A 23,293-nucleotide genomic window follows, 5' to 3' on the forward strand; every position below is an offset into this window, starting at 1 on the left:
CGGCCTACCGTGGGGGTGTGCGTCTCAAGTTCTTGCTGCGGCCCGGGTGGCTGGGTGCGATCGCGCTGGTCGTGGTGTTCGCGGGGTTGTGCTTCACGACGCTCGCGCCGTGGCAGTTCGGGCGCAGCGAGGAGGCCGAGATCCGCAACAAGGCCATCGCCGAGTCCTTCCACGCCGCCCCGAAGCCGATCGACGAGGTGCTGCCCGCCGGGCGCACGCCCGACGTCACCACCGAGTGGTCGCAGGTGCTGCTGACCGGCGAGTACCTGCACACGTCGGAGACGCTGGCCTGGCAGCGCACCGTGCTCGGCGAGCCCGCGTTCGAGGTGATCACCCCGTTCCGGCTGGACGACGGGACGACGGTGCTGGTCGACCGGGGTTTCGTGCGGCCGGTCGACGGCACGCGCGCCCCCGACTACGCGGCCGCGCCGTCGGGCCGGGTGACGCTCACGGCCCGGATCCGCGCCGACGAGACCGACAGCAAGCAGCGGCCGCTGTTCGACCACGACGGGCACCGGTGGGCCTACGCCGTCAACTCCGGCACGATCTCCGAGGGCACCGGGCTCGCGCTGCGCCCGGGTTACGCCGCCCTCTCCGAGGGCCAGCCTGGCGTCCTCGGCGCCTTGCCGCTGCCGCGCCTGGAGTCGGGCCCGTACTTCTCCTACGCCCTGCAGTGGATCGCCTTCGGCATCATGGCGATCATCACCATCGGCTACCTGATCTACACGGAGCTCCGCCCGGACTCGGCCCCGGCCTGGCGCCGTCAGGACTCCGACGGGCCGGAGCCCGGCGCGCCGGAGCCCGACTCAGCGCACTCGAACTCCGAGGCAGGACGCCCGGACTCCGAGACAGGCCGCCCGGGCTCCGACGCAGCGCACGCGAACACGTCGAGCGTCCAGGGCTCCGCCCCGAGCCCGGCCACCTCCCGCTATGCGAGCTCCCGGAAGTCCGCTCCCAAGCGCCGCCGCAAGCTCTCCGTCGCCGAAGCCATCGCCGAGGAAGAGCGCCGCGAAGCCGAATCCTTCGAGCGCAACTCACGGGAGTCCTGACCCCGCCGCACCGAGGCCTGGGCAGTGGACAGTTTTAGCCATAACTGTCCAGACATTTCGGACATTGATCATGGGCAATTATGACTAAAACTGTCCACTGGCAACGACGCTCCCCCGAGCGAGGGGCCGACGCTCCGGGACGGGCGGCTGCGGGTTCGTCAGCGGTGGCGGAGGAGGGCGGTGGCTGCCGCCGCGGCGCCGGTGACCGTGCCGATGAGGCGGGAGAGCTCGACGCTGCGGGTGACGTCACCGGCATCGGCGGTGCGGCCCTCGCCCATGATCGGGCGCTGCTCGGTGACGTGGCCGTAGACGGTGCGGCCGCCGAGGCGGATCTCCAGGGCTCCCGCGAACGCCGCTTCGACCTGGCCCGCGTTGGGGCTCGGGTGCGCGGAGGCGTCGCGCCGCCAGGTGCGCCAGGCGCCGCCGCCGGACCCGCCGACGACGGGGGCGCAGACCGCGGTCAGCGCGGCCGCGAAGCGCGAGGGCACGAGGTTGAGCAGGTCGTCCAACCGTGCCGAGGCCCAGCCGAACTCGCGGTAGCGGGGCGAGCGGTGCCCCACCATCGCGTCGAGCGTGTTGGCAGCGCGGTAGGCCGCGAGCCCGGGGATGCCCGCCACCGCGCCCCACACCAGCGGGGCCACCACGGCGTCGGACGTGTTCTCGGCGATCGACTCGACGGTCGCGCGCGCCAGGCCCTGCCCGTCGAGGACCGCGGCGTCGCGGCCGCAGAGGTGGCCGAGGCGCTCGCGGGCGCCGTCGATCTCCCCGGCGTCGAGCAGCCGCGCCATCGCGGTGCCCTCGTCGGCCAGCGACGTGCCGCCGAGCACCGCCCAGGTGACCACTCCGGTCGCGGCCGCCTCCAGCACCGGGCTGCGGCGGACCGAGCGCTGCAGCAGCGCCCCGAGCACGGCGGTACCGCCGACGAGGACCCCGGTGTAGACGACCCCGGTGGAGCGCCGGTCCTGGTAGAGCGCCTTCTCCAGCTTCTGGGCGACGCGCCCGAACAGCGCGACCGGGTGCCCGCGCCGGGGGTCGCCCAGCGCCGCGTCCGCCGCCACGCCGAGCAGCAGACCGACCGCTCGTCCCGCGCTCACCCGCACCTCCACCACCGCTGAGAAGACGATCTCGAACACCTCGAAAGCAGCACCGCACGCTACCCCGACGGCGGCTGTGACCGATCACGGCATCCCAGGTGACCGGCTGTGCTCGGGCGACGGGATATCGTGGCGGACCGTGACGGCCCCTGATCACGAAGCCGATGTGCTGCGCGCCGGTGTCGCGGGAAACGCGACCGACGTGCCGCCCGCTGCTGCCGAGACGACGCCGGACGAGGCGCAGCGGCTGCAGCTGTTCGCCTACTTGCAGGCCCAGGAGCACCGCACCTACCTGGCGATCATGCGGTTGTTCACCTCGACGCTGCTGGCGGACCTGTCGGCCGGCGAGGTCGCCGCGGCCCTGGCCGCGGCCGAGCGCGAGGGCAGGGTCGCCCCCGGCGAGTCCGATGTGGACACGGTGATCGACCGGCTCAAGCAGCTGGTCAAGTGGGGCAACCTGGTCGTCGGTCGGCGCGAGACGATCGCCTCCAGCATCGCCGAGTTCCAGCACGGCAGCGTCCGCTACCAGGTCAGCAAGCTCGCCGTGCGCGTGCAGCGCGACGTCGACGCGCTGCTGCGGGTGCCGGAGGGCGCCCGCGAGGTCTCCCGCGAGCTGCTGCCCGCCATCGACCGCGGCCTGGCCGGCATCGGCAAGGCCCTGTCCGAGGCGCTGGCCGCCGAGCGCCACGACCCGCGCGGCAAAACCGCCCGCCAGGCGCGGGAACGGCTGGCCGAGCAGGTCACGACGGTGTTCCTGCAGCACGCCGAGCTGGCCGCCACGGTCCGCGACTTCTACGCCTACCTGGGCCAGGTCGTCACCCGCCACCAGCTCGCGCCGGACGAGATCTCGGGTTTCCGGAACCTGCTGGTCGAGTACATCCAGATGGTCGTCGAGGACGTGCTGCGGCACACCGAGACGATCGCCGGTTCGCTGGCCGGTCTGACCGGGGCGCGCGGTGAGCTGCTGCGGCTGCTGGGCCCGGCCGACCAGCTGGGCACCGACGTCGAGCGGGCGCGCGGCCGCACCCAGGCCGACTGGCAGGAGCTGACCGACTGGTTCGTCGACGCCCCCGGCCGCCCCAGCCAGGTCGCGGCGCTGCGCGAGGCCACCGCGCGCGCCATCGGATCGCTGCTGGCCAGCGTCAAGCGCGCCACCTCCGGCGGCGGTCTGGTGCCCGGCAGGCGCGGTGAGCTGCTGAAGCTGGCGAAGTGGTTCGACCGCGCCGACGAGCGCACCTCGCACCGGCTCTACGCGGCGGCGTTCGGCCTGCACTCGGCGCGGCACCTGCAGCCAGCGCCGGACTACGACTCCGACAACGACAAGGTGCCGTGGCGCGACGGACCGGTGCAGGACGTGACGGTCAGCGTCCGCAGCCGCGGCGACCGCGGCGCGCGCGGTCGCACGTCGCGGGTGCTCGACGACCCGATGACCGAGGAAACCCTGCTGCAGCAGGCCCGCCAGGCCGATCAGCGGCGCAGCGCCGCGGTCGCCGAGCTCGCCGAGGCGGGCGCCGACGTCGGGCGGCGCACGCTGTCGCCGGACGCGCTGGGCGTGCTGTGCGAGCTGCTGACGCTGGCGATGGCGCAGCGCGACGGTTCCGACGACGAGGGCACGGCGCTGGACCCGGTGCACCGGCTGCGCGTGACGATCCGCCCGGAATCCGGGCAGGAGACCAGGATTCGCAGCGCGGCCGGTGAGCTGACGCTGCGCGACACCGTCCTGGAACTGGTCGGGGACGGCGGTTTACCCGACTCCGAGGCACCGCTGCGAGGAGCCGCCCGATGATCTCGACGTTCGACGAGCTCCCCGACATCGACGCGGCGAACGTGGTGCGCTGCGCCCGGGTTCTGCTGCGCAGGCCGCTGCTGCGCGCAGACGGGCCGGACGGCGACCTGCTGCCGATGATCTACCGCCAGCGCGCCGCGCTGCAGGACGTCTTCGCGGGTCTGCTGGGGTACCGGCTGGTGGTGGAGCGCCGCTTCGCGCGGCTGTACAAGTCCGGTCCGGGCGAGGACGCGGGGCGCGGCGTGGAATCGCTGAGCCCGCGCGGTTACGCCTACTTCGCGCTGACCCTGGCCGCGCTGACCGGGATCGGCCGCCAGGTCCTGCTGTCGCGGCTGGTCAGCGACGTGCGCGCGGCCGCCGCCGAGGCCGGGATCGAGATCGCCGACGACCCGGCGGACCGGCGCGCGCTGACCGCGGCGCTGCGGCACCTGGTCGCGCTGGGCGTGATCACCGAGACCGAGGGCTCGGTGACGGCCGAGTCCGCCGCCGAGGCGCTGATCACCATCGACACCGACATGCTGGGCCAGCTGGTGGCGGGCCCGCTGGCCGAGGCCGAGGACCCGCAGCAGCTGGTCGAGCTCGCCTCCGCCGCCGGTCCGCGCCGGATCGAGCACGCGGTGCGGCGCAAGCTGATCGAAGACCCGGTGGTGCTCTACGCGGACCTGCCGCCGGAGCAGGCGAGCTGGCTGCGCGAGCACGTCATCAACGAATCCCGTTTGCTGGAGCGGTTCTTCGGCCTCGTCGGCGAGGCCCGCGCCGAGGGCGTGGTGGTGTGCGACCCGGAGGACTACCTCACCGACCTCGCGTTCCCGGGCCCGGGAACGGTCGCGCGGATCGCGCTGCTGGCGCTGCCGGAACTGCTGGACAAGGCCGAACCCGATTCGGCAGGGCGGCATCCGGTGTCCTGGCAGGACTTCGCAGACGTGTGCCAGGACCTGGTCGAGTCCTACCCGTCGGCGTGGTCGCGGGCTGCGACCGAGGACCACCAGGACCTGGTGCGCTCGGTCATCGACCTGCTGGGCAGGCTGGGCCTGCTCCGCGAGTCCGACGGGTCGTGGCTGCTCAGCCCGGCCGCGCACCGCTGGCTCCCGCAGCCCGACGCGACACCGGCGCAGCAGCAGCGCGAAGCGGAACCGCCGGCGCCCGAACCGCCGGGCCTGTCACTGTTCGACGAGATGGAAGAGGCAACGCGGTGAGCCCACACAGCACCGAAGCGGCCGTTGCGGAGTCCGCCCACCGGTGGCGCCTGCACCGCGGCGGGATCGTCAACATCTGGCAGTACGCCGAGACGACGTTCGACCTCGACGGCGGACGTGCGATCTTCCAGGGCACCAACGGTTCCGGCAAGTCCCGGACCCTGGAGCTGCTGCTGCCGCTGTGCCTCGACGGCGACCTGCGCCAGCTGGGGTCGAAGGGCTTCGACACGGTCAGCATCCGGCGGCTGATGCTCGACGAGTACCCGGGCGGGCCGAACCGCATCGGCTACGCCTGGATCGAGCTGCGCCGCGACACCCCGGAGGGCGGCGAGGAGTTCCTCACCTGCGGTCTCGGGGTGAAGGCGTCGAAGACCTCGCAGTCGATCAGCGACTCGTGGCGGTTCATCACGAGCCGCCGGGTGGGCATCAACCTGCACCTGGTGGGCGCCGACCGGGTTCCGCTGGGGGCGGCGCAGCTGCGCGAGCTGCTGGGCGCCGACTGCGTGCTCGACGACCAGTCGTTCCGCGCGAAGGTCGCGGCCTCGGTCTACGGCGTGCCTGCCGCGCGCTACGGCGACCTGCTGCACCTGCAGCGCACGCTGCGCAACCCCGACGTGGGCCTGAAGGTCCTGGAGGGGCAGCTGGAGCAGATCCTGTCCGACGCGCTGCCGCCGCTGGACGCGGGCCTGATCGAGCGGCTGGCGACCTCGTTCGACGACCTGGAGTCGATCCGCGAGAACATCGTCCGGCTCACCGGGGCGGACAAGGCCCTGACCGCGTTCCTGTCGACCTACTCCGGCTACGCGTTCGGCGCGCTGCGCGACCGCGCGGAGGCGATGCGCGCGGCGCAGCAGAAGCTGGCGGCGCTGCGCAAGGACCTGGCGAGGCTGGACGAGCAGTTCACCGGCAAGCGCGAGGAACGGGAGTCCGCGCAGCGCACCATCACCGAGCTGGAGCAGCGCGAGAGCGAGCTGGAGTCGAGCATCGACGCGCTGCGCTCGCACCCGGCCTACTCGGAGCTGCAGAACCTGCGCGACCGGGAGAAGCTGGTCGAGAGTTCCCGCGCCGCAGCGGTTTCCGCGCTCGACACGGCGACGCGGCACCGGGCTCAGGAGACCCGCTCGGCGGAGTCGGTGCTGGGCGTGCTGCGCAGGCTCGCCGGTGACGCCGAGGCCGCCGGGCAGGCCGCGACCCGCGCTGGTCAGCAGTTGAGCACCGCAGGTCTGGGCGGTGCGACCGTGCCGCAGCCGCCGCCGGTCCCGGCCGCCGAGCTGGTCGCCGAGACCGAGTCGGTGCGCACCTCGCCCGAGCCGGACGCCGAGCCGACCGAGGTGGAGCGCTACCAGCCGCCGCAGCTGGACGCCGACGCGCTGGCGGCCCAATTCCGCTCCGCGGTGGGCAGTTCCGCGCAGGCGGCGACCGAGGCGCGGGAGCGCGCGGCGCTGACCCTGGCGCTGCACCAGCAGGCCCGCGAGCTCGACTCCGAGCAGGCGCAGGTCGCCGAGATCCAGCGCAACGCCCGCCAGGCGCAGCTGACCTCCACCGAGGCCGCGGGTCGCCGCAACCAGGCGCAGCAGGAGCTCTCCGACGCCGCCGCGGTGTGGGTGGAGCTGGCGCGCAAGTGGGCCACCGAGTGGCCCGCCGCGACCGAGCAGGCCCCGCCGGAGCCGCCGACCGTCGAGGACCTGATCAACGACCGGGGTGCCAGCCGCACCTCCCGCGAGCAGGCCCGGCAGTGGGCGCGCCCGCAGCTGCACGAGGCGCGGCGCGCGGTGTCGGCGGTGGAGCAGGAGATCACCGAGCTGCGCGCGGAAACCCGCATGCGCGAAGGGGAACTCGCCGAACTGCGCGCGGGTCACGAGCGCCGCCCGGAGCTGCCGACGTGGGTGGAGGCCGAACGCGACCCGTCGCAGGGCCGCGCCTTCTACGAGCTGGTCGACTTCGCGCCGTCCCTGAGCGACGCCGACCGGGCGGGCCTGGAGGCGGCGCTGCAGTCCAGCGGGCTGCTCAACGCCTGGGTCACCGCCACCGGGCACGTGCCCGGCCTGACGGACCTGCTGGCCTCCCCCGCCGGCCCGGTCGACCCGACCACCGGCGGCACGCTGAACGCACTGCTCACCCCGGCCGCCGTGGCGGACTCGCCGGTGCCGCCGGAGCGGGTCGCCGGGCTGCTGACCACGGTCTCGACCGGTGGCGGCACCGGGCTGTGCGTGTCCACCGACGGGTCCTGGAAGGCCGGGGCGCTCAGCGGTTCCTGGCACAAGGAGGCCGCCGAGTACGTGGGCGCGGGCGCCCGCGAGGACGCCCGGGCGCGGCGGATCAGCGAGCTGGAGGACGAGCTCGCCCGGCTGCGCGAGGCGATCGGCGAGGCCGAGCGGCGGCAGGCCGAGGCCGGTGAGCACGCGTCGGCGCTGGAGCAGCACCTGGAGGTCTTCCCGGACGACGGGGACCTGCTGACCGCGCAGGCGAAGCTGGCGACGGCGATCGAGACGGCCGAGGACGCCGAGCGCCAGGTGGTGCAGCTGCGCGAGCAGCACCTGGAGGTCGAGCAGCGCTGGCAGGCCGCGCAGAGCGAGCTGGTCCGGGCCGCCGGTGAGGCGGGGCTGCCCGCCGAGACGCAGGCGCTCGACGCGGCGCACCGCGCGGCGGTGGACGCCCGCTCGGGCATCGACGCGCTGCGCGAGGCCGTCGAGTCGCGCTGCCTGCCGACGCTGGCGGAGCTGCGCGACATCTCGCTGCACCACGACGTCGCGGTGGCCGACCGGATGGAGGCCGAGGCGCAGGCCGAGCGCCGCTGCGCCGACTACGCCGAGCAGGCCGGTGGCCTGTCGGAGCTGACGTCGGCGGTGGGCGGTGCTGCGCAGGAGATCGCCGACAAGGTCAGCGGTTTCGAGCGCGAGCGCGCCGAGCTGCGGGAGAAGCTGCCGCAGGAGCGGGAGCGCATCAGCACCCTGCGCGAGGCCGCCGCCCGGCTGGAGACGCAGCTGGAGAACAAGCAGTCGCAGCTGGCCGGTCGGGAGCAGGACGCCGAGTCGGCGACGACCGCGTTCCGCCGGGCCCTGGAGATCCCGGGCCTGTGGGCGGCGGCCGAGGTCTCCGCGGAGCCGCCGGGCGAGCTGGAGGAGGCCGCCGAGCTGCTGGCGGGTTCGGACCGCAAGGGCTCCACCGAGTCGACGGTGCTCAACCGGTTGCAGACGCTGCAGCACGCGCTGAGCGGCAACTACGACATCACCGCCGCCGACCAGCACGGCCTGCTCACGGTGACCGTCACCGGTGAGGAGGGACCGCAGCCGGTCGCCGAGGCCGCGCGGCGGGTGTCCGAGCGGCTCGGCGAGCAGCGCGGGTACCTCAACGAGCGCTACCAGTCGATCTTCGCGGACTACCTGATCCGGGACCTGGCGGAGCGGCTGCGCGGGCAGATGACCATCGCCGAGGACCTGTGCAAGCGGATGAACGAGGTCCTCGACGGCGCCCGGTCCAGCCAGGGCGTGCACGTCCAGCTGGACTGGCAGCCGTCGGCGGCGCTGGGCGACGACATCAAGCAGGCCATCGACCTGGTGCGCACGCCGTTCGCGAACCGCAGCGAGGACCAGGACTCGCTGCTGCGGCGGGTGTTCACCGACCTCATCGAGTCCGAGCGGGACAGCGCATCGGGCGGGTACGCGGAGATCCTGGCGCGGGCGCTGGACTACCGGTCCTGGTTCGCGTTCACGGTGCGGGTGCGCGACACCGGCCCGGACGGCAAGCCGCGGGTGCGGCGGCTGCGGCAGCTGTCGTCGGGCGAGACGCGGCTGATCTCGTACGTGACGCTGTTCGCGGCCGCGGCGGCGTTCTACGACGCGGTGAGCGTGTCCTCGGACGGTCGCGGTCCGCTGCGGCTGGTGCTGCTGGACGAGGCGTTCGAGCGGCTCGACGATCCGACGATCGCGCGGATGCTGGGGCTGCTGGTGGACCTGGACATGGACTGGCTGATCACCTGGCCGAGCGGCTGGGGCGTCTCGCCGAAGATCCCGAAGATGCACATCTACGACGTGCTGCGACCGCGCAGCGGTCACGGCATCGCGACCACGCACACCACCTGGACGGGCACGGACCTGCAGCGTCCGGACGCCTGACCAGCAGTTCTCAATCGGAGGTATTCGCCGTGGCCGTCACGGACGAGATCCGGGAGGCCCTCGGCGTTCCGGAGTTGCGGGGCCTGTGGGAGGCGGCGCGCGAGGCGCTGTCGTCGTCGAAGCCGACGTTCCGGCTGGAGCTGCCCGACGACGCCACCCGCACCGCGGTGGGCGAGCTCTACGGGCGTCCGATGTGGGGCGAGGGCACCCGGATCAGTGTGTCCAAACTGGACGAAGCATTGCGGAACCGGTTCGGCGCCGGGCTCTCCCAGGTCGTCGAGGCGCTGAGCGGCGCGGTCGCCGAAGCCGATCCGGTCGCCGAGGAGGCCGACGAGCTGCTGGAGGTGCTCGACGAGCACGGGCTGGCCGGTGCGTCGTGGGCGGCGCCGTGGTTGCGGTGGGTGCGGCAGTACGGGCGGGTCGGCGAGGCCGAGCTGACCGGCATCGTCCACGCCGCCGCGCGGGTGCTGGCCGCGATGTCGCTGTCCGAGCCGCCGCGCTCCTGGACTTCGCGCGCGTCGCTGGCCGGGCGGATCGGGTTCCCGCACTCGCTGGACGACGGGACGGCGCTGAGCCGCGTCGTGCTCAAGGCCGCGGCGCTGGCGCAGGGCGTCGAGGCGCCGGGCAACGAGCGCGACCGCCGCGCCTTGTGGGAGCGCTGCGGTGTTTCCCCGGACGGGGTGTCGGCGACGGTGCTGACCTGGGCGCTGCCGGTTCCCGGCGACGACGCGTGGTCGGCCGGGATCCGCGCCCGCACCGAGCTGGGACTGCCCGCGCACCTCACGCACCTGGACCTCGGCGCCGCCCCGGCGCGGCTGGTGCCGGAGGGCACGGCGATCGCGGTGTGCGAGCACCCGCGCGTGGTGGAGGCGGCGATCCGGGAAGCCCTGCACCACCCGGTGCTCTGCCTGTCCGGCCTGCCGTCGACGGCGGCCCGAGCTCTCCTGGAGCGCCTCTCCGCCGACGGCGCGGTGCTGCACGTGCACGCCGACTTCGACTGGCCCGGCATCGCCGCCGCCCTCACGGCCCAGCGCCACGGAGCGGTGCCCTGGCGCATGTCCGGCGCCGACTACCGCTCGGCGCTCGACCGGGCGTCGCAGGACCGCACGGACCTGCCCAACCTCATCGGCACCCCGATCCCCACGCCGTGGGATCCCCAGCTGGCCGACCTCATGACCACCGCGGCCCGGGCCGTCGAGGAGGAGCACGCCCTCCAGCCCCTCCTCGACGACCTGCGCCGCGGCCTGTAGAGGTCAGAACCGCCGGTACATCACGTGGAGGCCGACGTAGCCCAGCGTCGGGTGGTGGAAGGCCTCCGGGAGGGTCGCGGCGATCTCCATGCCCAGGGACTCCCAGAGCGCCACCGCGCGGGTGTTGGTCTCCACGACGGCGTTGAACTGCATCGCCCGGTAGCCGTCGGCCTGAGCCCGGTCGAGCACGTGCTTGCCCAGCTCGCGGCCGACGCCGCGTCCGCCGGCGTCCGGGTCGACCATGAAGCTCGCGGTCGCCACGTGCGCGCCCTGGGCTTCCCGGTTCGGTCCGGAGATCGCCGTGCCCAGCACCCGGTCGCCCTCCACGGCGACGACGGTCCGCCAGGGCGGGGCCGGGAACCAGCGCTGGCGCGCCCGCTGCTCGTCGAGGTCCCGGTCCCACGCGTAGGTCTCCCCCGCGGCCACGATCCGTCTCATGAACGGCCAGATCCCGTCCCAATCGGCCGCCTCGGCCTCCCTGATCTCCATGTCCCCAGTCTCCACGACGTCGGCGATCGCCCGCACCGGGTTTTCGGGCTGGCCGATTCGTCCTGTTCCGGTAGCTTCCCGGTATGCCGTTGGTGGTGGAGTTCGCCGCGCAGGACCCCGCGCGGCTGGCCCGGTGGTGGGCCGAGGTGCTGGGCTGGACCGTCGTGGACGAGACCGGGGTGCGCCCCGACGGCCCCGGGGTGCCGCTGCGCTTCCTCCTCGCCGACCGCGCCAAGACCGGCCAGAACGACGTGCACCTGGACCTGCGCAGCGAGTCGCACGACGAGCAGACCCGCGTCGTGGAGCGGCTGTTCAACCACGGCGCCCGGTTCGCCGACATCGGCCAGAGCACCGAGGTCCCGTGGGTGGTGATGGCCGACGTCGAGGGCAACGAGCTCTGCGCCCTCGAACCCCGCAAGGCCTACGCCTGCACCGGCCCCCTGGCCGCGGTCGTCGTCGGCACCACCGACCCCCGCGAGCAGGCCAGGGCCTGGGCCGAGGAGCTCGACTACGACATCGTCACCGAGCAGCCCGAGTTCGCCGCCCTCCGCCCGCCCTCGGGCGAAGGACCCCACCTCGAATTCCTCCACGACGAGAACCCCCGTCCGGGAATGCTCCGCATCCTCCCGGGGTGACCGCCCCGAAGCGGTGAGCTCCGGGAGGACGACGGTTTCAGCCCGAACCGTCCCGACATTTCGGACGTCGATCATGGGTGATTCGAGGAAAGACAGTCCCCCTCCAGGGCCCTAAGCGGGCTCGATGACCTTCACCCCGTGGAGGCGGCGGATGAAGTCGGCCCCGAACGCCGTCGACGGGGTGTGGGCACCGGGTGCGGGCGGGTCGGCGCGCAGGGCGCTGACCGCGCGCAGGACCGAGTCCGCGGTCATGTCGTAGACGTCGGGGCCGATGAGCGCGGCGGAGACCGACCGCCCCCGGTCATCGGCGGCCTCGGCGTAGACCTCCACCCAGCTGCGCGAGCGGATCCCCCGCCCCGGGCCCTTGACGAAGGCGCCGATGGCGGCCTTGCCGAAGCGCTGAACCGGCGTCGAACCCAGCACCGCCTGACCCACCTTGCCGAGGCCGTCGCCGAGGTCCGGGATCGGGAGCCGGGCGAAGGTCGTGATGGTGCCGATGCCGGTGCTGCGGTAGGCGGTGGCGACATCGCCCCAGGGCAGCGAGGTCACCTGGCGCGGACCGGACGGGAACGCGACCTCGCGGCGGCGCCACGCGAGCGGCACCGCGCGCAGCTCGCCGTCGACGCGGGCGCGGCCGCCGATCGCGGCGCCCTCCAGGGCGCTCGCGAGCGTGCCGGGGCTGATCCGGCCGCCCGCCTGGAACGCCAGGTCCAGGCGGGTCGCGCCGGGCAGTTCGGCGGCGACCAGCGCGGCGAGGCAATCGGTGGGCACCACGTCGAACCCGGCGCCGGGCAGCAGCACCACTCCGGCGTCGCGGGCGTCGGGGTCCCGGGCGAAGATCGACTCGAAGACGTCGATCTCCCCGGTGATGTCCAGGTAGTGGGTGCCCGAGCGCAGGCAGGCCTCGACCATCGGTGCCGATGTCGCCGAGAACGGACCGGCGCAGTGCGCGACCACGTCGACGTCGTGCAGCATCTCGGCGACCCGGGCGGGCTCGGAGAGGTCGAAGATCCGCGACTCCAGCCCGCGCGGCGCGGCGAAGGCGGCGACCTCGCCGGGGTCGCGACCCGCGACCACCGGGCGTTCCCCGCGCTCCACCGCCAGGTCGGCCACCAGCCGTCCGGTGAACCCGTTCGCGCCGTAGATCATCCAGGTCATCGCGTTCCCTCCGCCGTGCCCACCCCGCTAACGAACACCCCCGGCAGCGGTCACGGGTTGCCCGGCGCGGCGGCGATCACCCGGTCAGACCTGGACTCCCGTCACGCCAGCAGCGCGAGCGCCGAGTCGATGATCAGCCAGCCGCCGAAGAGGACGAACAGCGCGGTCGCGCCGTAGCGCACGGCCTTCTCCGGCAGGTGACGCCCCAGCAGCAGGCCGACTCCGATGGCCAGCGCGTCGGCCAGGACCATGCCGACGGTCGAGCCGATCCAGGTGCCGAGCCAGTCGTGGTGGGTGGCCAGCGTGACGGTCGCCAGCATCGTCTTGTCGCCGAGCTCGGCGAGGAAGAACGCCAGCGTCACCACCATCACGGCCGAGGTGAACCCGCGGTGGGCCCGCTGCTTCTCCTCCTCGGTGAGGCGGTCGCCGCGCAGCGTCCAGGCCGCGAAGAACAGGAACGCGACACCGGCGACGAGCGCGATCCACTCGGTCGGCATCAGTTCGCCGAGACCGAATCCCAGCGCCACCGAAATGGCGTGCACGAGCGTGGTCGCGACGGTGATGCCGAGGAGAACCTGCCACCACCGGTATCGGGTGGCGAACGTCATCGCCATCAATTGCGACTTGTCGCCAAGCTCGGCGACGAAAATTGCTGCGGAACTCAGCGCGATGCTGCCCAGCACGATGCGAAACCACCTTCCGAGAACACGAAGGTCTCGCCCACCTCGAACGCAAGGCTCACGGCCGGGTGCGATGACGCCGCACCAGCATGTCGACCGCGAATTCTCGGACTACTCCCCTTCAACCGCGGAAGACATTACCGGAATCGATGAATGCGTCAAATATCGGGGAATGGAGGAATTCGCGTTTCCATTTCACCAAATGCGGGTTTCGGCGCACCGCAAAATCGAATGCGCCGGTGCGATGAGAGCGGGCTCACCTCCAGGGGTGGAACAACGCGGAACCGGGTGCCGTTGAACCGACCGGTCGATGCGTTCCGAGTCCCCGGGCCTCATCTACCGCCTTCGCGGAATACCGTCCGGCTGGAGCCGCGTCGCGCCACTCGCCGAGAGGCGACCGGCGCATCGACCCCTGCCCACGACGAGGGCCGTCGCTCCTTCTCCTCGGAGCGACGGCCCTCGCGTCGGTCCTCAGAACGGCTGCTCGTCCGGCCGGCAGACCTCACCTGGCCGCGGGACGCGCAGGTTGATCAGGTAGTCGGCGGCACGGCTGTCGGCGCACGAGCTGTCGCCGAGGATGGCGTGGCCGAAGGCGTCGACGCTGACGAGTCGCGCGTTGCCCAGCTCGCCCTCCATCCGCCGGGAGAACTCGTACCGGGTCGCCGGGTCGTAGAAGTTGCCGAACAGCAGCACCGGGTTGGCCCCCCGGTGCACCCAGGGGCCGCGGTGCACGTCGGGGCTGGTCGGCGGCCACTGCGAGCAGCCGGCGAGGTCGCTGAACGCCTGGTTGCGCCCGAAGGTCGGCGATTCCGACTCCCACTGCGCGGCGATCGCGGGCACCAGACCTGGCTTCTTCGGGAACGGCTTGTCTGTGCAGTTCACCGCGAAGTACGAGTCGTCCACATAGGACTTCTCGGCGTCGCCGACGGCGTCCTTGCGGTGCTTGTTCGCGGGCAGCTGCAGCACCCGCAGCAGATCCGGGATCAGCCCGGCCCTCGGGTGCAGCGTCAGGTGCAGGCCCTGCAGGTCGCTGCCCAGCTGCCGGAACTGCTCCGGGTCGTAGAGCGCGCTGCTGACGGCGTCGGTGAACTGGTCCAGGTCGATCTTCGTGCCGTCGGGCATCGCGATCGGCCCCCGCCGCAGGACGGTGCGGATCTCGTCGAACTTCGCCCGGGTGTCGCCCTCGCCGAACGCGCACTTGGTCGCCTCGGCGCCGCAGCGCTTCAGGTAGGCGTCCAGCGCGAGCTCGAAACCTGCGGCCCGCTCCCGGTCGTACTGCACGCCGTCGGCGGTGCGCAGCGCCGGATCGACGTTGCCGTCCAGGACGATCGCGCGGCTGCGGTCCGGGAAGATGTTGACGTAGGTCGCGCCGAGCAGCGTCCCGTAGGAGAAGCCGACGAAGTTCAGCTGCGCGTCGCCGACACCGGCCCGCATCAGGTCCAGGTCGCGGGCGACGTCAGCGGTGCTCATGTGCCGCTGCAGCTCACCGGCGTTCTTCGCGCAGGCGTCCCCGTAGTCGCCGTAGGCGCCCATCGTGGTGCCGATCTGCTCCTCGGTGACGGGCACCGACGACATCCGGCCCAGCACCGCGTCGGCCTGTTCGGCGTTGCGGAAGCAGCGCAGGCGGGTGCTGCGGTCGATGCCGCGCGGGTCGAACCCGACGACGTCGAAGCGCTTCAGCACGGCCGGGTCGAAGCGGTCCACGGCGCCGACCGGCATGTCGAACCCCGCTCCCCCGGGACCGCCGGGGTTGAGGAACAGCGAGCCGATGCGCTCGCCCGGTTCGCTCGCGGCCCGCCGCATCATCGCGATGTCGACGGTTCCCTTGCCCGGATCGGCGTGGTCGACCGGAACCGGGTACTTCGCGCAGCTGTACAGGTGGCGCTCGGTGAGCGGGACGTCCTGCAGCACGGCCTTCTCGCACGGCCCCCAGGTCACCGGCGACGCCTGCGCCGCCGAGGTTCCCGCGACCACCGCAGTGCCCGTGACCAGCACGCTCGCCGCCACGGCGAGCGTTCTCCGTAATCGCACGCGTCGCGTCGCCACGTGCATCCTCCTCGTGTCCGATCAGTGGGCGTTTCGCCGATCGAACAATCCGAAAAGGATCTTGGACACCGCAGAACGCACGAATCCTGTTTCCCGACAACACAGTTTGATAACCGCGCCGATAACCTCTTTCGGGTACCGATCAGGCCGAGGTGGTTTCAAACCGGTGATCCGCCCCTAGGATCACGCCGCGTGATGCCTCCGTTGAAAGCTGTTGCAGAGGGCCACCGGCGGCTGCTCGGCCTCACCGCCACGCTCACCGATGAGCAGGTGGCCGCCCCCTCACTGCTGCCCGGCTGGTCCCGCGGGCACGTGCTGGCACATCTGACCGACAACGCCCGCGCGTTCGCCCGCGTCTGCTCGCTGGCGCTGAACGGCGAGCTCGTCGAGGCCTACGAGGGAGGTCAGGCCGAGCGCGACGCCATCATCGAAGGGCTGTCGGGCGGCAACGCGTTCTCCCACCACGACGGCCTGAACCGCCACGTCGGGGTGCTCGAAGCAGTCTGGTCGCACGCCTCCCCCGCCGACTGGGAGCGCCCGGTGCGCTTCCGCAACGGCGACCTGGCCGGGATCGTGCTCATGCGCTGGCGCGAGGTCTGGATCCACCTGGTCGACCTGGATCTGGGCGTCGGGCCGCAGGAGTGGACCGAGGACTTCTGCCACCACGCCATCGAGTTCCTGCTGCCCCGGCTGCCCGCCGGCGTCGCGCTGCGGCAGACCGACGGCCCCCGCCGCTGGTCCGCCGACGGCGAGATCAGCCCGGTCGCCGACGTCGAGATCACCGGCCGGGCCCACGACCTCGCGGCCTGGCTGGCAGGACGCCCTCCCCAGCGCCTCCCCGCAGGCGACCTCCCGGAACTCGGCCCCTGGCCACCCCACCCAGCCCCAGCGGACCGCTCCCACCTGGCAGCGGGTTAGTCCAGGCCCGAGAACAAGTCCGTTTCCCAGTCGTGCGGCCCTTCTCCCGGGCCGCGGTCGCCGCGGACGAGCACGTAGTGCTCGCGGCCGAACTCCTCGTCGTTGACCATCTTGGCGAAGAAGCCGTCGTCGTCGACGTTGACCTGACTGCGATAGGTGCGCAGGGCCGCGAGCTTGTTCGCGTGGAACCGGCGGCCGTCGATCTGCGCGGTCAGCTCCTCGTCGGGAACCGTGCTCGGTTCGAAGGCGGCGACGGCGTCCTCGGCCAGGAACCCCTCCTCGACGGCGCGCGTGAGCAGTGAGCGCGGCATGGCCGTCCAGTACACCTTCGGCACGTCCCAGGGCTCGCCGAGGTCCGGCTCGTAGGACGGGTCGGCGGCGGGCTCCAGTGCGCCCATCAGCGCCTCGTGGGCGGCGATGTGGTCGGGGTGGCCGTAGCCGCCGTTGCGGTCGTAGGTGACGGCGACGTGCGGTCGCTCGGCGCGCAGCACCGCGACCATCGCGCGGGTCACCTCGGCCGGGTCGGCCTTGGCGAAGGCGCGGGGGTCGTCGTTGGAGTCCTCCCCGGCCATGCCGCTGTCGTGGAAGCGGCCGGGGCCGCCGAGCCAGTGCTGGCGGATGTCGCCGAGCTCGACCAGCGCGCGCTCGATCTCACCGCGCCGGTACTCGCCGAGCTCCTGCGGCTTGCCGCGCAGGTGGGCGAGGTCGTCGGCGATGACCTCGCCGAGCTCACCGCTGGTGCACGTCACGAGGCTGACGGTGGCACCTTCGGAGCTGTAGCGGGCCATGGTGGCGCCGGTCCCGGTGGACTCGTCATCGGGGTGGGCGTGGACCAGCAGCAGACGGCGATCGCTCATGTCTTCCGAGAGTAGCGACTGACACCGACAGCGGTCGCCGATGTGGCGTTCGTCGCCGTCCCGCCCGGGTTTCGCGATCTGTCACCGGGCCTGCGGCACCAGCACCACCCACACCTGCCCGGGCGCGAAGGTCATCGGTTCCCCGGCCTCGGTGGTGTAGGTCGTGCCGACCTCGGGCGCCGGGCGGTTCCAGTAGGAGTTGAACTTGTGGCCGTCGCGCAGCACCACGGCCCGCCCGCCGCCGACGGTCTCGGCGAACGGCGAGACGTTGCCGGAGACGTCCTGGAACGGCGAGCTGGACACCGGAACCTCTTGCAGCACAACGGTGCTCGCGGCGCCGCGACCGCTGTCGGTGGTCACGTAGGGCCGCCCGTCCATCGACACCAGCCAGCGCGCGCCGTCCCAGTCGAAACCGACGCGCGCGTGCGGGTAGGCGATCTCCTCGTGCCCGGTGGGCACGCCCCCGGCCGCCGGGGCCGGCCCGAACACCAGCGGGGCGGCGGGCGACCAGCCCGCGCCGGGCGGCAGCCGGTCGGTGCGGGCGAACAGGTTGTGCGGCATCACGCCGGGCCCGCGGTGGAACGCGCCGGGCAGCGTCTGCTGGGAGGCGTTGGTGAGCGGCGCGCGGCCGATCTCGGGCAGCAGCTCGGGCGCCGCTCCGGAGAAGGCGAGCGTGGGGTGGCCGAACTGGGCCAGCAACCGCAGGTCGGTCTGCCGCGCGCTGCGCACCGGCCCGACCACGGGCGGCGTCCGGGAGGCGAAAATGCCGATCAGGCGGCTGATCCCGGCTTCGACGGGCTCGACGTAGACGATGTCGGCGGCACCGGTCCCGGTGTGCGGGCGGGCCTGCGGCGCGTTGTCGATCTTGACCGCGAGCACCGGCGGTCCGGGCGGCGGTGGCGGTGGAGGCGGCGGTTCAGGTGCGGGTTGCGGCACCGGGTCGATGATCGGCAACGACACCGTCCCGGTCGGCTGCACGGCCATCGCTCCGGCCACGAGCACGACCATCGACACCAGTGTGCCGACCACGCGCAGAACCCACATCGCCCCTCCACCGCGTAGCCTCACCCGGCGCCCGGGCGAGAACAAGCGGCCGAACGGCCCAGCTTCAGGACTGGCCGCGGACGATGTCGCCGATGACGGCCGTGATCCGCTCCTCCGCTGCGGCCTTGTTCAGGCCGAGGCCGGAGAGCAGGCCGTCGCCGCCCTCGTGCTCCAGCAGGGCGAGCAGGATGTGCTCGGTGCCGACGTAGTTGTGGCCGAGCCGCAGGGCTTCGCGGAGCGTCAGCTCCAGCACCTTCTTGGCGTCGGCGTCGAAGGGCACGAGCGCGGGCAGGTCGTCGACGGCGCCGGGCAGCGTCGCGGTCGCGGCCTCGCGGATGGCGTCGAAGGTGACGCCCTGGTCCTCGATCACCTTGGCGGCCACGGCATCCGGCTCGCCGAGCAGGCCGAGGACGAGGTGCGCGACGCGGATCTCGTCGTTGCGCGCCTCGTGCGCGGCGGTCTGCGCGAGCACCACGACGTTGCGCGCTCGCGGGGTGAACCGGCTGAACCCGTTGCCGGAGTCGTCGTCGAATCCCTTGGTCACGGAGCGCTTCTGCGCGGCCTGCTTCGAAACGCCCATGCTGCGACCGATCTCGGTCCAGGAGGCGCCGGATCGGCGCGCCTGGTCGACGAAGTGGCCGATGAGGTGGTCTGCGAGGTCGCCGAGGTGGTCGGCGACGATCACGGCGCCTTCCAGCTGGGTCAGCGCGTCGCCGTTGGACTTCTTGATGCCGTCGATGAGGTCGTCGAGGCGGATGGTGGGTGGGATGTTCTCAGCCATGCGTCAACCATAGGTTGACGAACGAGCATCGTCAACCACTGGTTGACGAAAGTGACGTGCCGGTCGTCCGGCGGTAGCGTCGCGGCGACGGAGGTGAGGACGTGCCCGAGGAGGAGAGCTCGGAGTGCCGGGGCTGCGACGGCACCGGGAACATCAAGGTGGCCCGCCGATTCATGTCGGTCGACACCGGCAAGGTCTCCACGGTGATGTCGTTGGCCCGCTGCCCGCACTGCCGGGAAAACCCGGGGCGACAGCGGGGTGGCGGACCGCCCGTGTGAGGATCGACCCATGTCGGACGAGGGTGGCGACAACGCCGGTATCGAGGCCAACGGCCCCAACGCCCTGTGCTTCACCTGCGGCGGCCTCAAGAAGATCAGCGAGCCGCGCCTCTACATGATCCAGGCCACCGAGGAGATGCAGACCGGCATGACCATGGCCGAATGGCGAACCTGCCCCCACTGCACGGGCAAGGGCTACCACCGAGGCATCAACCCCCCGGCGTGAAGCCGCAACCGGCGAAGCCGGTTTCTCCTCAGCAACCCGCACTGCCGAGCAGGACCGCAGAAGGTGAACGGGCCGACGGAGTTGGGGGGATCTCCGTCGGCCCGTTCAATCCCCGTTCGGGGATGCGCGAGGCGGGAACCCGGGGGAACAGGGTCCCGGCTCGCTCCCTCTCCGGCCGGGGGTCCGACTGGGGGTTCGGTCCGCGCCCGGCCGGGGCGAGCCGCGGGAGCGACTCGCGTCTGGAAGTGACGGGGTGGTGCGCGGTTCGCCGCTATCGGGGCGCGGCGAACCGCAGGTGGAGAAGTTCTCGTGGTGACGGCGGGGGCGGCGTTGCGCACCTGCCCGGGTGGCCGGCTCCCCGCGGAGCGCTCCCGACTGCGTCGTGGAAGCTTCAACCATTATGTCGGAGATGACGCGCGGTTGTCAGCGTCGGCTACGGATAGTCACATCACACGTCATGCCCGCCACACCCGCGTAACACCCGATCGACGTCTCGCGAACACGTGCCGTTCTCCTGCCGGTGCAGCGCGGGCACCCGGCGAGGACCGGGTGCCCGCGGCGTGAGAACGCCTGTCAGATCCCGCAATCGGGGGCCGACCAGGTGTCGGCGCCACCGGCGACGTGGACGTGGTCGTCGTGCCCGGGGTAACCGGGGCCCAGGATCTCGCCGAAGCCGTGGTCGCGGGCCTGCTGCGCCAGCGCGCAGAAGCCCTGGGAGCCCGCGCCGAGGTCGGCGGCGTCGCCGTAGAGGTGGCGGCTGTCGGGCGCGCCGCCGACGGAGTCGTTGCAGGTCACGCTGCGGAAACCGCCGTTGACCTGGATCGGCGCGTCGCCCATCGCGTGCCGCATGGCCTGCAGCTTCCACATGGTCACCAGCGCGTTGGACTTGGCCTCGTCGGCCGAGACCTTGCCGCCGGACCAGTCGGAGTTGCAGTTGTTGATCTCGGAGTAGTCGAAGTTGACGGGCGAGCAGTCGTCGTCCTGCAGCTCGTAGATCTTGGCGAACGTCGACTCGCCCGCGACTCCGTCCGCGCTCAGGCCGTAGGCCTCCTGGAACCGGGCGACGGCGTCCCGGGTGCCTGCGCCGTAGACGCCGTCGATGGCGAGCCGCCCGCCGTTCCCGGGATATCCGGCCACCCGGATCTGCAGGTTGCGCACCTCATCACCGGACGCGCCTTCGCTGAGCGGCTGGCTCCAGGTGTAGCAGCCGTCGGCGGCGGGCGCGGGAGTCGCGGGGACGGGAGTCGCGGGGGCGGCGACCGCGACGGGTGCGACGAAGGACGCGGCGGCACCGGCCACGAAAGCGGCGGTCGCGCCGGCTAATCGGGTCTTCATGCGGGGACACCTCTCGCTGCGGGGGAAGTTCTGCGCAGCGGATGCTCCCGGAAGAACCCCACGAAGAAGTGACCTTGTCAGGAATTCACCAAAAAAGCCGCACAGCGGTCGAATCCCGCCGCCCAGAAGGCCGATCCGCCGCACCACCGGCGGCCGTCGCCGACCCCCGCAGCAACCCCTAGCTCACGTCGTCAGCGGGCGGACGGTGAGGATCTGCTCGGCGTGACCGACCGGGCCGGTGACGTCGTGCAGGTCGGTGCTGGTCAGACCTTGGCCGCGGGAGCCGAAGGTGACCTTGGTGTCCAGCCCGGTCCAGTCGCCCTCGGGCTCGCGGTAGAGGTGGATGGTGAGGTCGACGTTGGGGAACATCCACTTGGTGGGTTCCTGGCGCACGGCGATGCCGTTGGCGGTGTCGATGAGCGCGACGAACGACGCCAGCGAGCTGACCTGCTCCCCGGCGACGAGGTCGTAGCCGGTGGACACCCACGCGGTGGTCCGGCCGGGCTGCGGCTCGCCGATGACGCGGGTGCTCAGCGATTCGATGAAACCGCCGGACCACACCGAATCCATCGGCCACGGCGGCACCTGCTCCGGCGGGGTCAGCCTCTCGGGCTCCCCTCCGGCGACGATCCCGGTGTCGACCTCGGCCAGCAGCCACGCGCGCGCCCGCACGACGGCCCGGCCGCCGATCACCACGGTCGCCTCGACGAGCTCGATGGTCCGCCCCGGGCGGACGATCTCGACCTGGACCTCGAACTCCTCCAGCGCGATCTGCCCGAGGATGTCGAAGCTGATCCGGCTCATCACCAGCTCAGGACGGCCTTCGGCGGCACGGGCCCGCTCGATCGCGTGCACGATCAGCCCGCCGAGCGGGCTGAAGTGCTGCTCGTCGACCCGCCAAGCCCCGCCGACGTGCGCGGTCGGCTTGTACCGACCGTCCCCGACGCGCTCGAAGTACCCGGTCCGGACCGTCTCACCCAACGAACTGCACTCCCCCGTTCAGCGGAACAACCGCCCCAGCATATGAGCCCCCAATCCCCGCGAAACCCGAACAGGACCGGAATCACGACCGACGCCGACGCGGCGAGAACTACGAGGTCGGTGCGGCGCTCGCCCCATCCGGATGTAGTTTTCGCTGCATCAGAGGTGCTCCTCGTGCCGCTTCGGAGAACGACGTCGGAGGGAATCGTCACAGATGTTGGGTGATCAGCAGCTTCCCGAGCGCAGTCGCATCGTGCAGGAGAGCTTGATCGAAGCGGGGGTGACCGCGCAGGTGCGGGAGCTGCCGGACTCCACGCGCACCGCCGCCGAGGCGGCTTCGGCGCTCGGGTGCGAGGTCGGCGCGATCGCCAGCAGCCTCGTCTTCCTCGCCGACGAGCAGCCGGTTCTGGTGATGACCAGCGGGCGGCACCGGGTCGACACCGACCTGCTGGCCCGCAACATCGGCGCCGACGAGGTCCGGATGGCCTCGGCGAAGCAGGTCCGCGCCGCCACCGGCCAGGCCATCGGCGGAGTGGCCCCGATCGGACACCCGGCCCCGCTCCGCACGTTCGTCGACGAAGCCCTCGACGACTACCCGACGATCTGGGCGGCCGCGGGCACCCCGCACACCATCGTCCCCCTCGACGTCGACCGGCTCGTGAAGCTCACCGACGGCGAGAAGATCCGCGTCGCCGCGGACTGACGTGCCGGGTCGTCACCCGACCCCCTCCCCCACGAGGGCGCGGATCGTGGCACGGGCTTCGTCGAAGGCGCCGGTCATTCCCCCGACGGTCAGGTTGACCATGGCGCCTTCGTAGACCATGTGGACCCGGGCGCCGAGGGTTTCGGCGTCGGGGACACCGGTTTCGGCGAGCAGGGCGATGAACTTCGCGCGGGAGCGGCGCTTTCCCTCGCGCAGCACCTCGTGCCCCGGGTGGTCGCTCTCCCCGAGCTCGGCGTGGGCGTTGACGAACGCGCAGCCGCGCCTGCTGCCCGCCCACCACGCCTCCTCCGCGTCGAGCACGGCGAGCACCCGATCGAGCCCGGACCTCGGCGCGCGGGTCCGCATCCACTCGTCGAGGAACTCCTCCCACCGCTCCTCGCGCCGCCTGAGGTAGGCCGCGACCAGCGCGTCCTTCGACCCGAACCGGTCGTAGAGCGTCTTCTTGGTCGTCCCCGCCTCCTCGGCGATCAGATCGACGCCCACGGCACCGATCCCCCGCTCGTAGAACAACACCCCGGCGACCTCGAGGATCCGCCGCCCAGCAGGCGTGTCCGGATTCGCAGTGCGCGCCACCACAACCCCCTCCGATCGGGCACTCCAGTCGAGAACCGCGGTACTCGACTGGAAGGACACTGCGAGTATACCGACCGG

Annotated in this window: 21 protein-coding genes; 10 read left to right on the top strand and 11 right to left on the bottom strand. The window is 72.4% G+C overall.

Features of this window, described 5'->3' with window-relative positions:
- The first annotated feature begins 17 nt into the window (after positions 1–17).
- Positions 18–1,049: an SURF1 family cytochrome oxidase biogenesis protein gene (locus QFW96_RS28560; protein WP_281458848.1), complete on the top strand. Its 1,032-nt coding sequence runs from the start codon at positions 18–20 to the stop codon at positions 1,047–1,049.
- 158 nt (positions 1,050–1,207) lie between these two features.
- Here QFW96_RS28560 and QFW96_RS28565 read toward each other — a convergent pair whose 3' ends face one another.
- The gene (locus QFW96_RS28565; RefSeq protein ID WP_281458877.1) at positions 1,208–2,143 is read right to left on the bottom strand and encodes a cobalamin biosynthesis protein; all 936 of its coding nucleotides are present in this window, start codon (positions 2,141–2,143) and stop codon (positions 1,208–1,210) included.
- A 139-nt stretch (positions 2,144–2,282) separates the two neighbouring features.
- On the opposite strand from QFW96_RS28565, the gene QFW96_RS28570 reads away from it, so the two are divergent.
- The 4 genes from QFW96_RS28570 to QFW96_RS28585 are packed head-to-tail and all read left to right on the top strand — an operon-like array spanning position 2,283 to position 10,490.
- A complete protein-coding gene (locus tag QFW96_RS28570) occupies positions 2,283–3,929 on the top strand; it encodes a TIGR02677 family protein (RefSeq protein ID WP_281458849.1) in 1,647 nt (548 codons plus the stop codon).
- Positions 3,926–5,125 (top strand): TIGR02678 family protein, encoded by a 1,200-nt coding sequence (locus QFW96_RS28575; protein WP_281458850.1) that lies wholly within the window; start codon positions 3,926–3,928, stop codon positions 5,123–5,125. The genes QFW96_RS28570 and QFW96_RS28575 overlap by 4 nt, the downstream gene beginning before the upstream one ends.
- Positions 5,122–9,240 (top strand): TIGR02680 family protein, encoded by a 4,119-nt coding sequence (locus QFW96_RS28580; protein ID WP_281458851.1) that lies wholly within the window; start codon positions 5,122–5,124, stop codon positions 9,238–9,240. The genes QFW96_RS28575 and QFW96_RS28580 overlap by 4 nt, the downstream gene beginning before the upstream one ends.
- A 29-nt stretch (positions 9,241–9,269) precedes the next feature.
- Positions 9,270–10,490, top strand: a complete 1,221-nt coding sequence (locus QFW96_RS28585; protein ID WP_281458852.1) for a DUF2399 domain-containing protein — start codon at positions 9,270–9,272, stop codon at positions 10,488–10,490.
- A gap of 3 nt (positions 10,491–10,493) precedes the next feature.
- Here the strand turns inward: QFW96_RS28585 and QFW96_RS28590 are convergent, their stop codons facing one another.
- Positions 10,494–10,979 carry a GNAT family N-acetyltransferase gene (locus tag QFW96_RS28590; protein WP_281458853.1) on the bottom strand — a complete coding sequence of 162 codons (486 nt, stop codon included), beginning with the start codon at positions 10,977–10,979 and terminating at the stop codon, positions 10,494–10,496.
- 83 nt (positions 10,980–11,062) lie between these two features.
- On the opposite strand from QFW96_RS28590, the gene QFW96_RS28595 reads away from it, so the two are divergent.
- On the top strand, positions 11,063–11,614 hold the full coding sequence (locus QFW96_RS28595; protein ID WP_281458854.1) for a VOC family protein: 552 nt from the start codon (positions 11,063–11,065) through the stop codon (positions 11,612–11,614).
- A 111-nt stretch (positions 11,615–11,725) separates the two neighbouring features.
- Here QFW96_RS28595 and QFW96_RS28600 read toward each other — a convergent pair whose 3' ends face one another.
- From QFW96_RS28600 to QFW96_RS28610, 3 genes are all read right to left on the bottom strand, one after another.
- On the bottom strand, positions 11,726–12,772 hold the full coding sequence (locus QFW96_RS28600; RefSeq protein ID WP_281458855.1) for a saccharopine dehydrogenase family protein: 1,047 nt from the start codon (positions 12,770–12,772) through the stop codon (positions 11,726–11,728).
- Between the two features lie 101 nt (positions 12,773–12,873).
- Positions 12,874–13,455, bottom strand: coding sequence for a TMEM165/GDT1 family protein (locus QFW96_RS28605; protein WP_281458856.1), 582 nt, complete (start codon positions 13,453–13,455; stop codon positions 12,874–12,876).
- A 468-nt stretch (positions 13,456–13,923) separates the two neighbouring features.
- Positions 13,924–15,504 carry an alpha/beta hydrolase gene (locus tag QFW96_RS28610; protein ID WP_425524813.1) on the bottom strand — a complete coding sequence of 527 codons (1,581 nt, stop codon included), beginning with the start codon at positions 15,502–15,504 and terminating at the stop codon, positions 13,924–13,926.
- Positions 15,505–15,693: 189 nt separating this feature from the next.
- Between QFW96_RS28610 and QFW96_RS28615 the strand changes: the two genes are divergently transcribed.
- Positions 15,694–16,416: a maleylpyruvate isomerase family mycothiol-dependent enzyme gene (locus tag QFW96_RS28615; protein ID WP_281458878.1), complete on the top strand. Its 723-nt coding sequence runs from the start codon at positions 15,694–15,696 to the stop codon at positions 16,414–16,416.
- Here the strand turns inward: QFW96_RS28615 and mshB are convergent.
- From mshB to QFW96_RS28630, 3 genes are all read right to left on the bottom strand, one after another.
- On the bottom strand, positions 16,413–17,255 hold the full coding sequence (gene mshB / locus QFW96_RS28620; protein WP_281458879.1) for an N-acetyl-1-D-myo-inositol-2-amino-2-deoxy-alpha-D-glucopyranoside deacetylase: 843 nt from the start codon (positions 17,253–17,255) through the stop codon (positions 16,413–16,415). The two genes, QFW96_RS28615 and mshB, sit on opposite strands and share 4 nt — an antisense overlap.
- A 99-nt stretch (positions 17,256–17,354) precedes the next feature.
- The gene (locus tag QFW96_RS28625) at positions 17,355–18,317 is read right to left on the bottom strand and encodes a DUF3048 domain-containing protein (RefSeq protein WP_281458858.1); all 963 of its coding nucleotides are present in this window, start codon (positions 18,315–18,317) and stop codon (positions 17,355–17,357) included.
- A 64-nt stretch (positions 18,318–18,381) separates the two neighbouring features.
- On the bottom strand, positions 18,382–19,098 hold the full coding sequence (locus QFW96_RS28630; protein WP_281458859.1) for a Clp protease N-terminal domain-containing protein: 717 nt from the start codon (positions 19,096–19,098) through the stop codon (positions 18,382–18,384).
- Between the two features lie 101 nt (positions 19,099–19,199).
- On the opposite strand from QFW96_RS28630, the gene QFW96_RS28635 reads away from it, so the two are divergent.
- Both QFW96_RS28635 and QFW96_RS28640 read left to right on the top strand, forming a co-directional pair.
- Complete coding sequence (locus QFW96_RS28635) at positions 19,200–19,376, top strand: hypothetical protein (protein ID WP_281458860.1); 177 nt, start codon at positions 19,200–19,202, stop codon at positions 19,374–19,376.
- Positions 19,377–19,386: 10 nt separating this feature from the next.
- On the top strand, positions 19,387–19,602 hold the full coding sequence (locus QFW96_RS28640) for a hypothetical protein (RefSeq protein ID WP_281458861.1): 216 nt from the start codon (positions 19,387–19,389) through the stop codon (positions 19,600–19,602).
- Between the two features lie 573 nt (positions 19,603–20,175).
- On the opposite strand, the gene QFW96_RS28645 is transcribed toward QFW96_RS28640, so the two are convergent.
- A complete protein-coding gene (locus tag QFW96_RS28645; protein WP_281458862.1) occupies positions 20,176–20,937 on the bottom strand; it encodes a D-Ala-D-Ala carboxypeptidase family metallohydrolase in 762 nt (253 codons plus the stop codon).
- 183 nt (positions 20,938–21,120) lie between these two features.
- Entirely contained in the window at positions 21,121–21,918 is a 798-nt protein-coding gene (locus tag QFW96_RS28650; RefSeq protein WP_281458863.1) for a thioesterase family protein, read from the bottom strand.
- Positions 21,919–22,132: 214 nt separating this feature from the next.
- Here QFW96_RS28650 and QFW96_RS28655 point away from each other — a divergent pair, with 214 nt between their 5' ends.
- Positions 22,133–22,621 (top strand): YbaK/EbsC family protein, encoded by a 489-nt coding sequence (locus tag QFW96_RS28655; protein ID WP_281458864.1) that lies wholly within the window; start codon positions 22,133–22,135, stop codon positions 22,619–22,621.
- 12 nt (positions 22,622–22,633) lie between these two features.
- Here the strand turns inward: QFW96_RS28655 and QFW96_RS28660 are convergent, their stop codons facing one another.
- Complete coding sequence (locus tag QFW96_RS28660) at positions 22,634–23,215, bottom strand: TetR/AcrR family transcriptional regulator (protein ID WP_281458865.1); 582 nt, start codon at positions 23,213–23,215, stop codon at positions 22,634–22,636.
- Positions 23,216–23,293 lie beyond the last annotated feature (78 nt).

The sequence above is a fragment of the Saccharopolyspora ipomoeae genome, assembly GCF_029952525.1.
In the GTDB taxonomy this organism is placed as follows: domain Bacteria; phylum Actinomycetota; class Actinomycetes; order Mycobacteriales; family Pseudonocardiaceae; genus Saccharopolyspora; species Saccharopolyspora ipomoeae.

Coding starts and splice junctions, on each gene's coding strand:
- QFW96_RS28655 (WP_281458864.1), top strand. CDS start 22,133: ATGTTGGGTGATCAGCAGCTTCCCGAGCGCAGTCGCATCGTGCAGGAG.
- QFW96_RS28595 (WP_281458854.1), top strand. CDS start 11,063: ATGCCGTTGGTGGTGGAGTTCGCCGCGCAGGACCCCGCGCGGCTGGCC.
- QFW96_RS28615 (WP_281458878.1), top strand. CDS start 15,694: ATGCCTCCGTTGAAAGCTGTTGCAGAGGGCCACCGGCGGCTGCTCGGC.
- QFW96_RS28610 (WP_425524813.1), bottom strand. CDS start 15,504: ATGCACGTGGCGACGCGACGCGTGCGATTACGGAGAACGCTCGCCGTG.
- QFW96_RS28575 (WP_281458850.1), top strand. CDS start 3,926: ATGATCTCGACGTTCGACGAGCTCCCCGACATCGACGCGGCGAACGTG.
- QFW96_RS28625 (WP_281458858.1), bottom strand. CDS start 18,317: ATGTGGGTTCTGCGCGTGGTCGGCACACTGGTGTCGATGGTCGTGCTC.
- QFW96_RS28600 (WP_281458855.1), bottom strand. CDS start 12,772: ATGACCTGGATGATCTACGGCGCGAACGGGTTCACCGGACGGCTGGTG.
- QFW96_RS28590 (WP_281458853.1), bottom strand. CDS start 10,979: ATGGAGATCAGGGAGGCCGAGGCGGCCGATTGGGACGGGATCTGGCCG.
- QFW96_RS28640 (WP_281458861.1), top strand. CDS start 19,387: ATGTCGGACGAGGGTGGCGACAACGCCGGTATCGAGGCCAACGGCCCC.
- QFW96_RS28630 (WP_281458859.1), bottom strand. CDS start 19,098: ATGGCTGAGAACATCCCACCCACCATCCGCCTCGACGACCTCATCGAC.
- QFW96_RS28645 (WP_281458862.1), bottom strand. CDS start 20,937: ATGAAGACCCGATTAGCCGGCGCGACCGCCGCTTTCGTGGCCGGTGCC.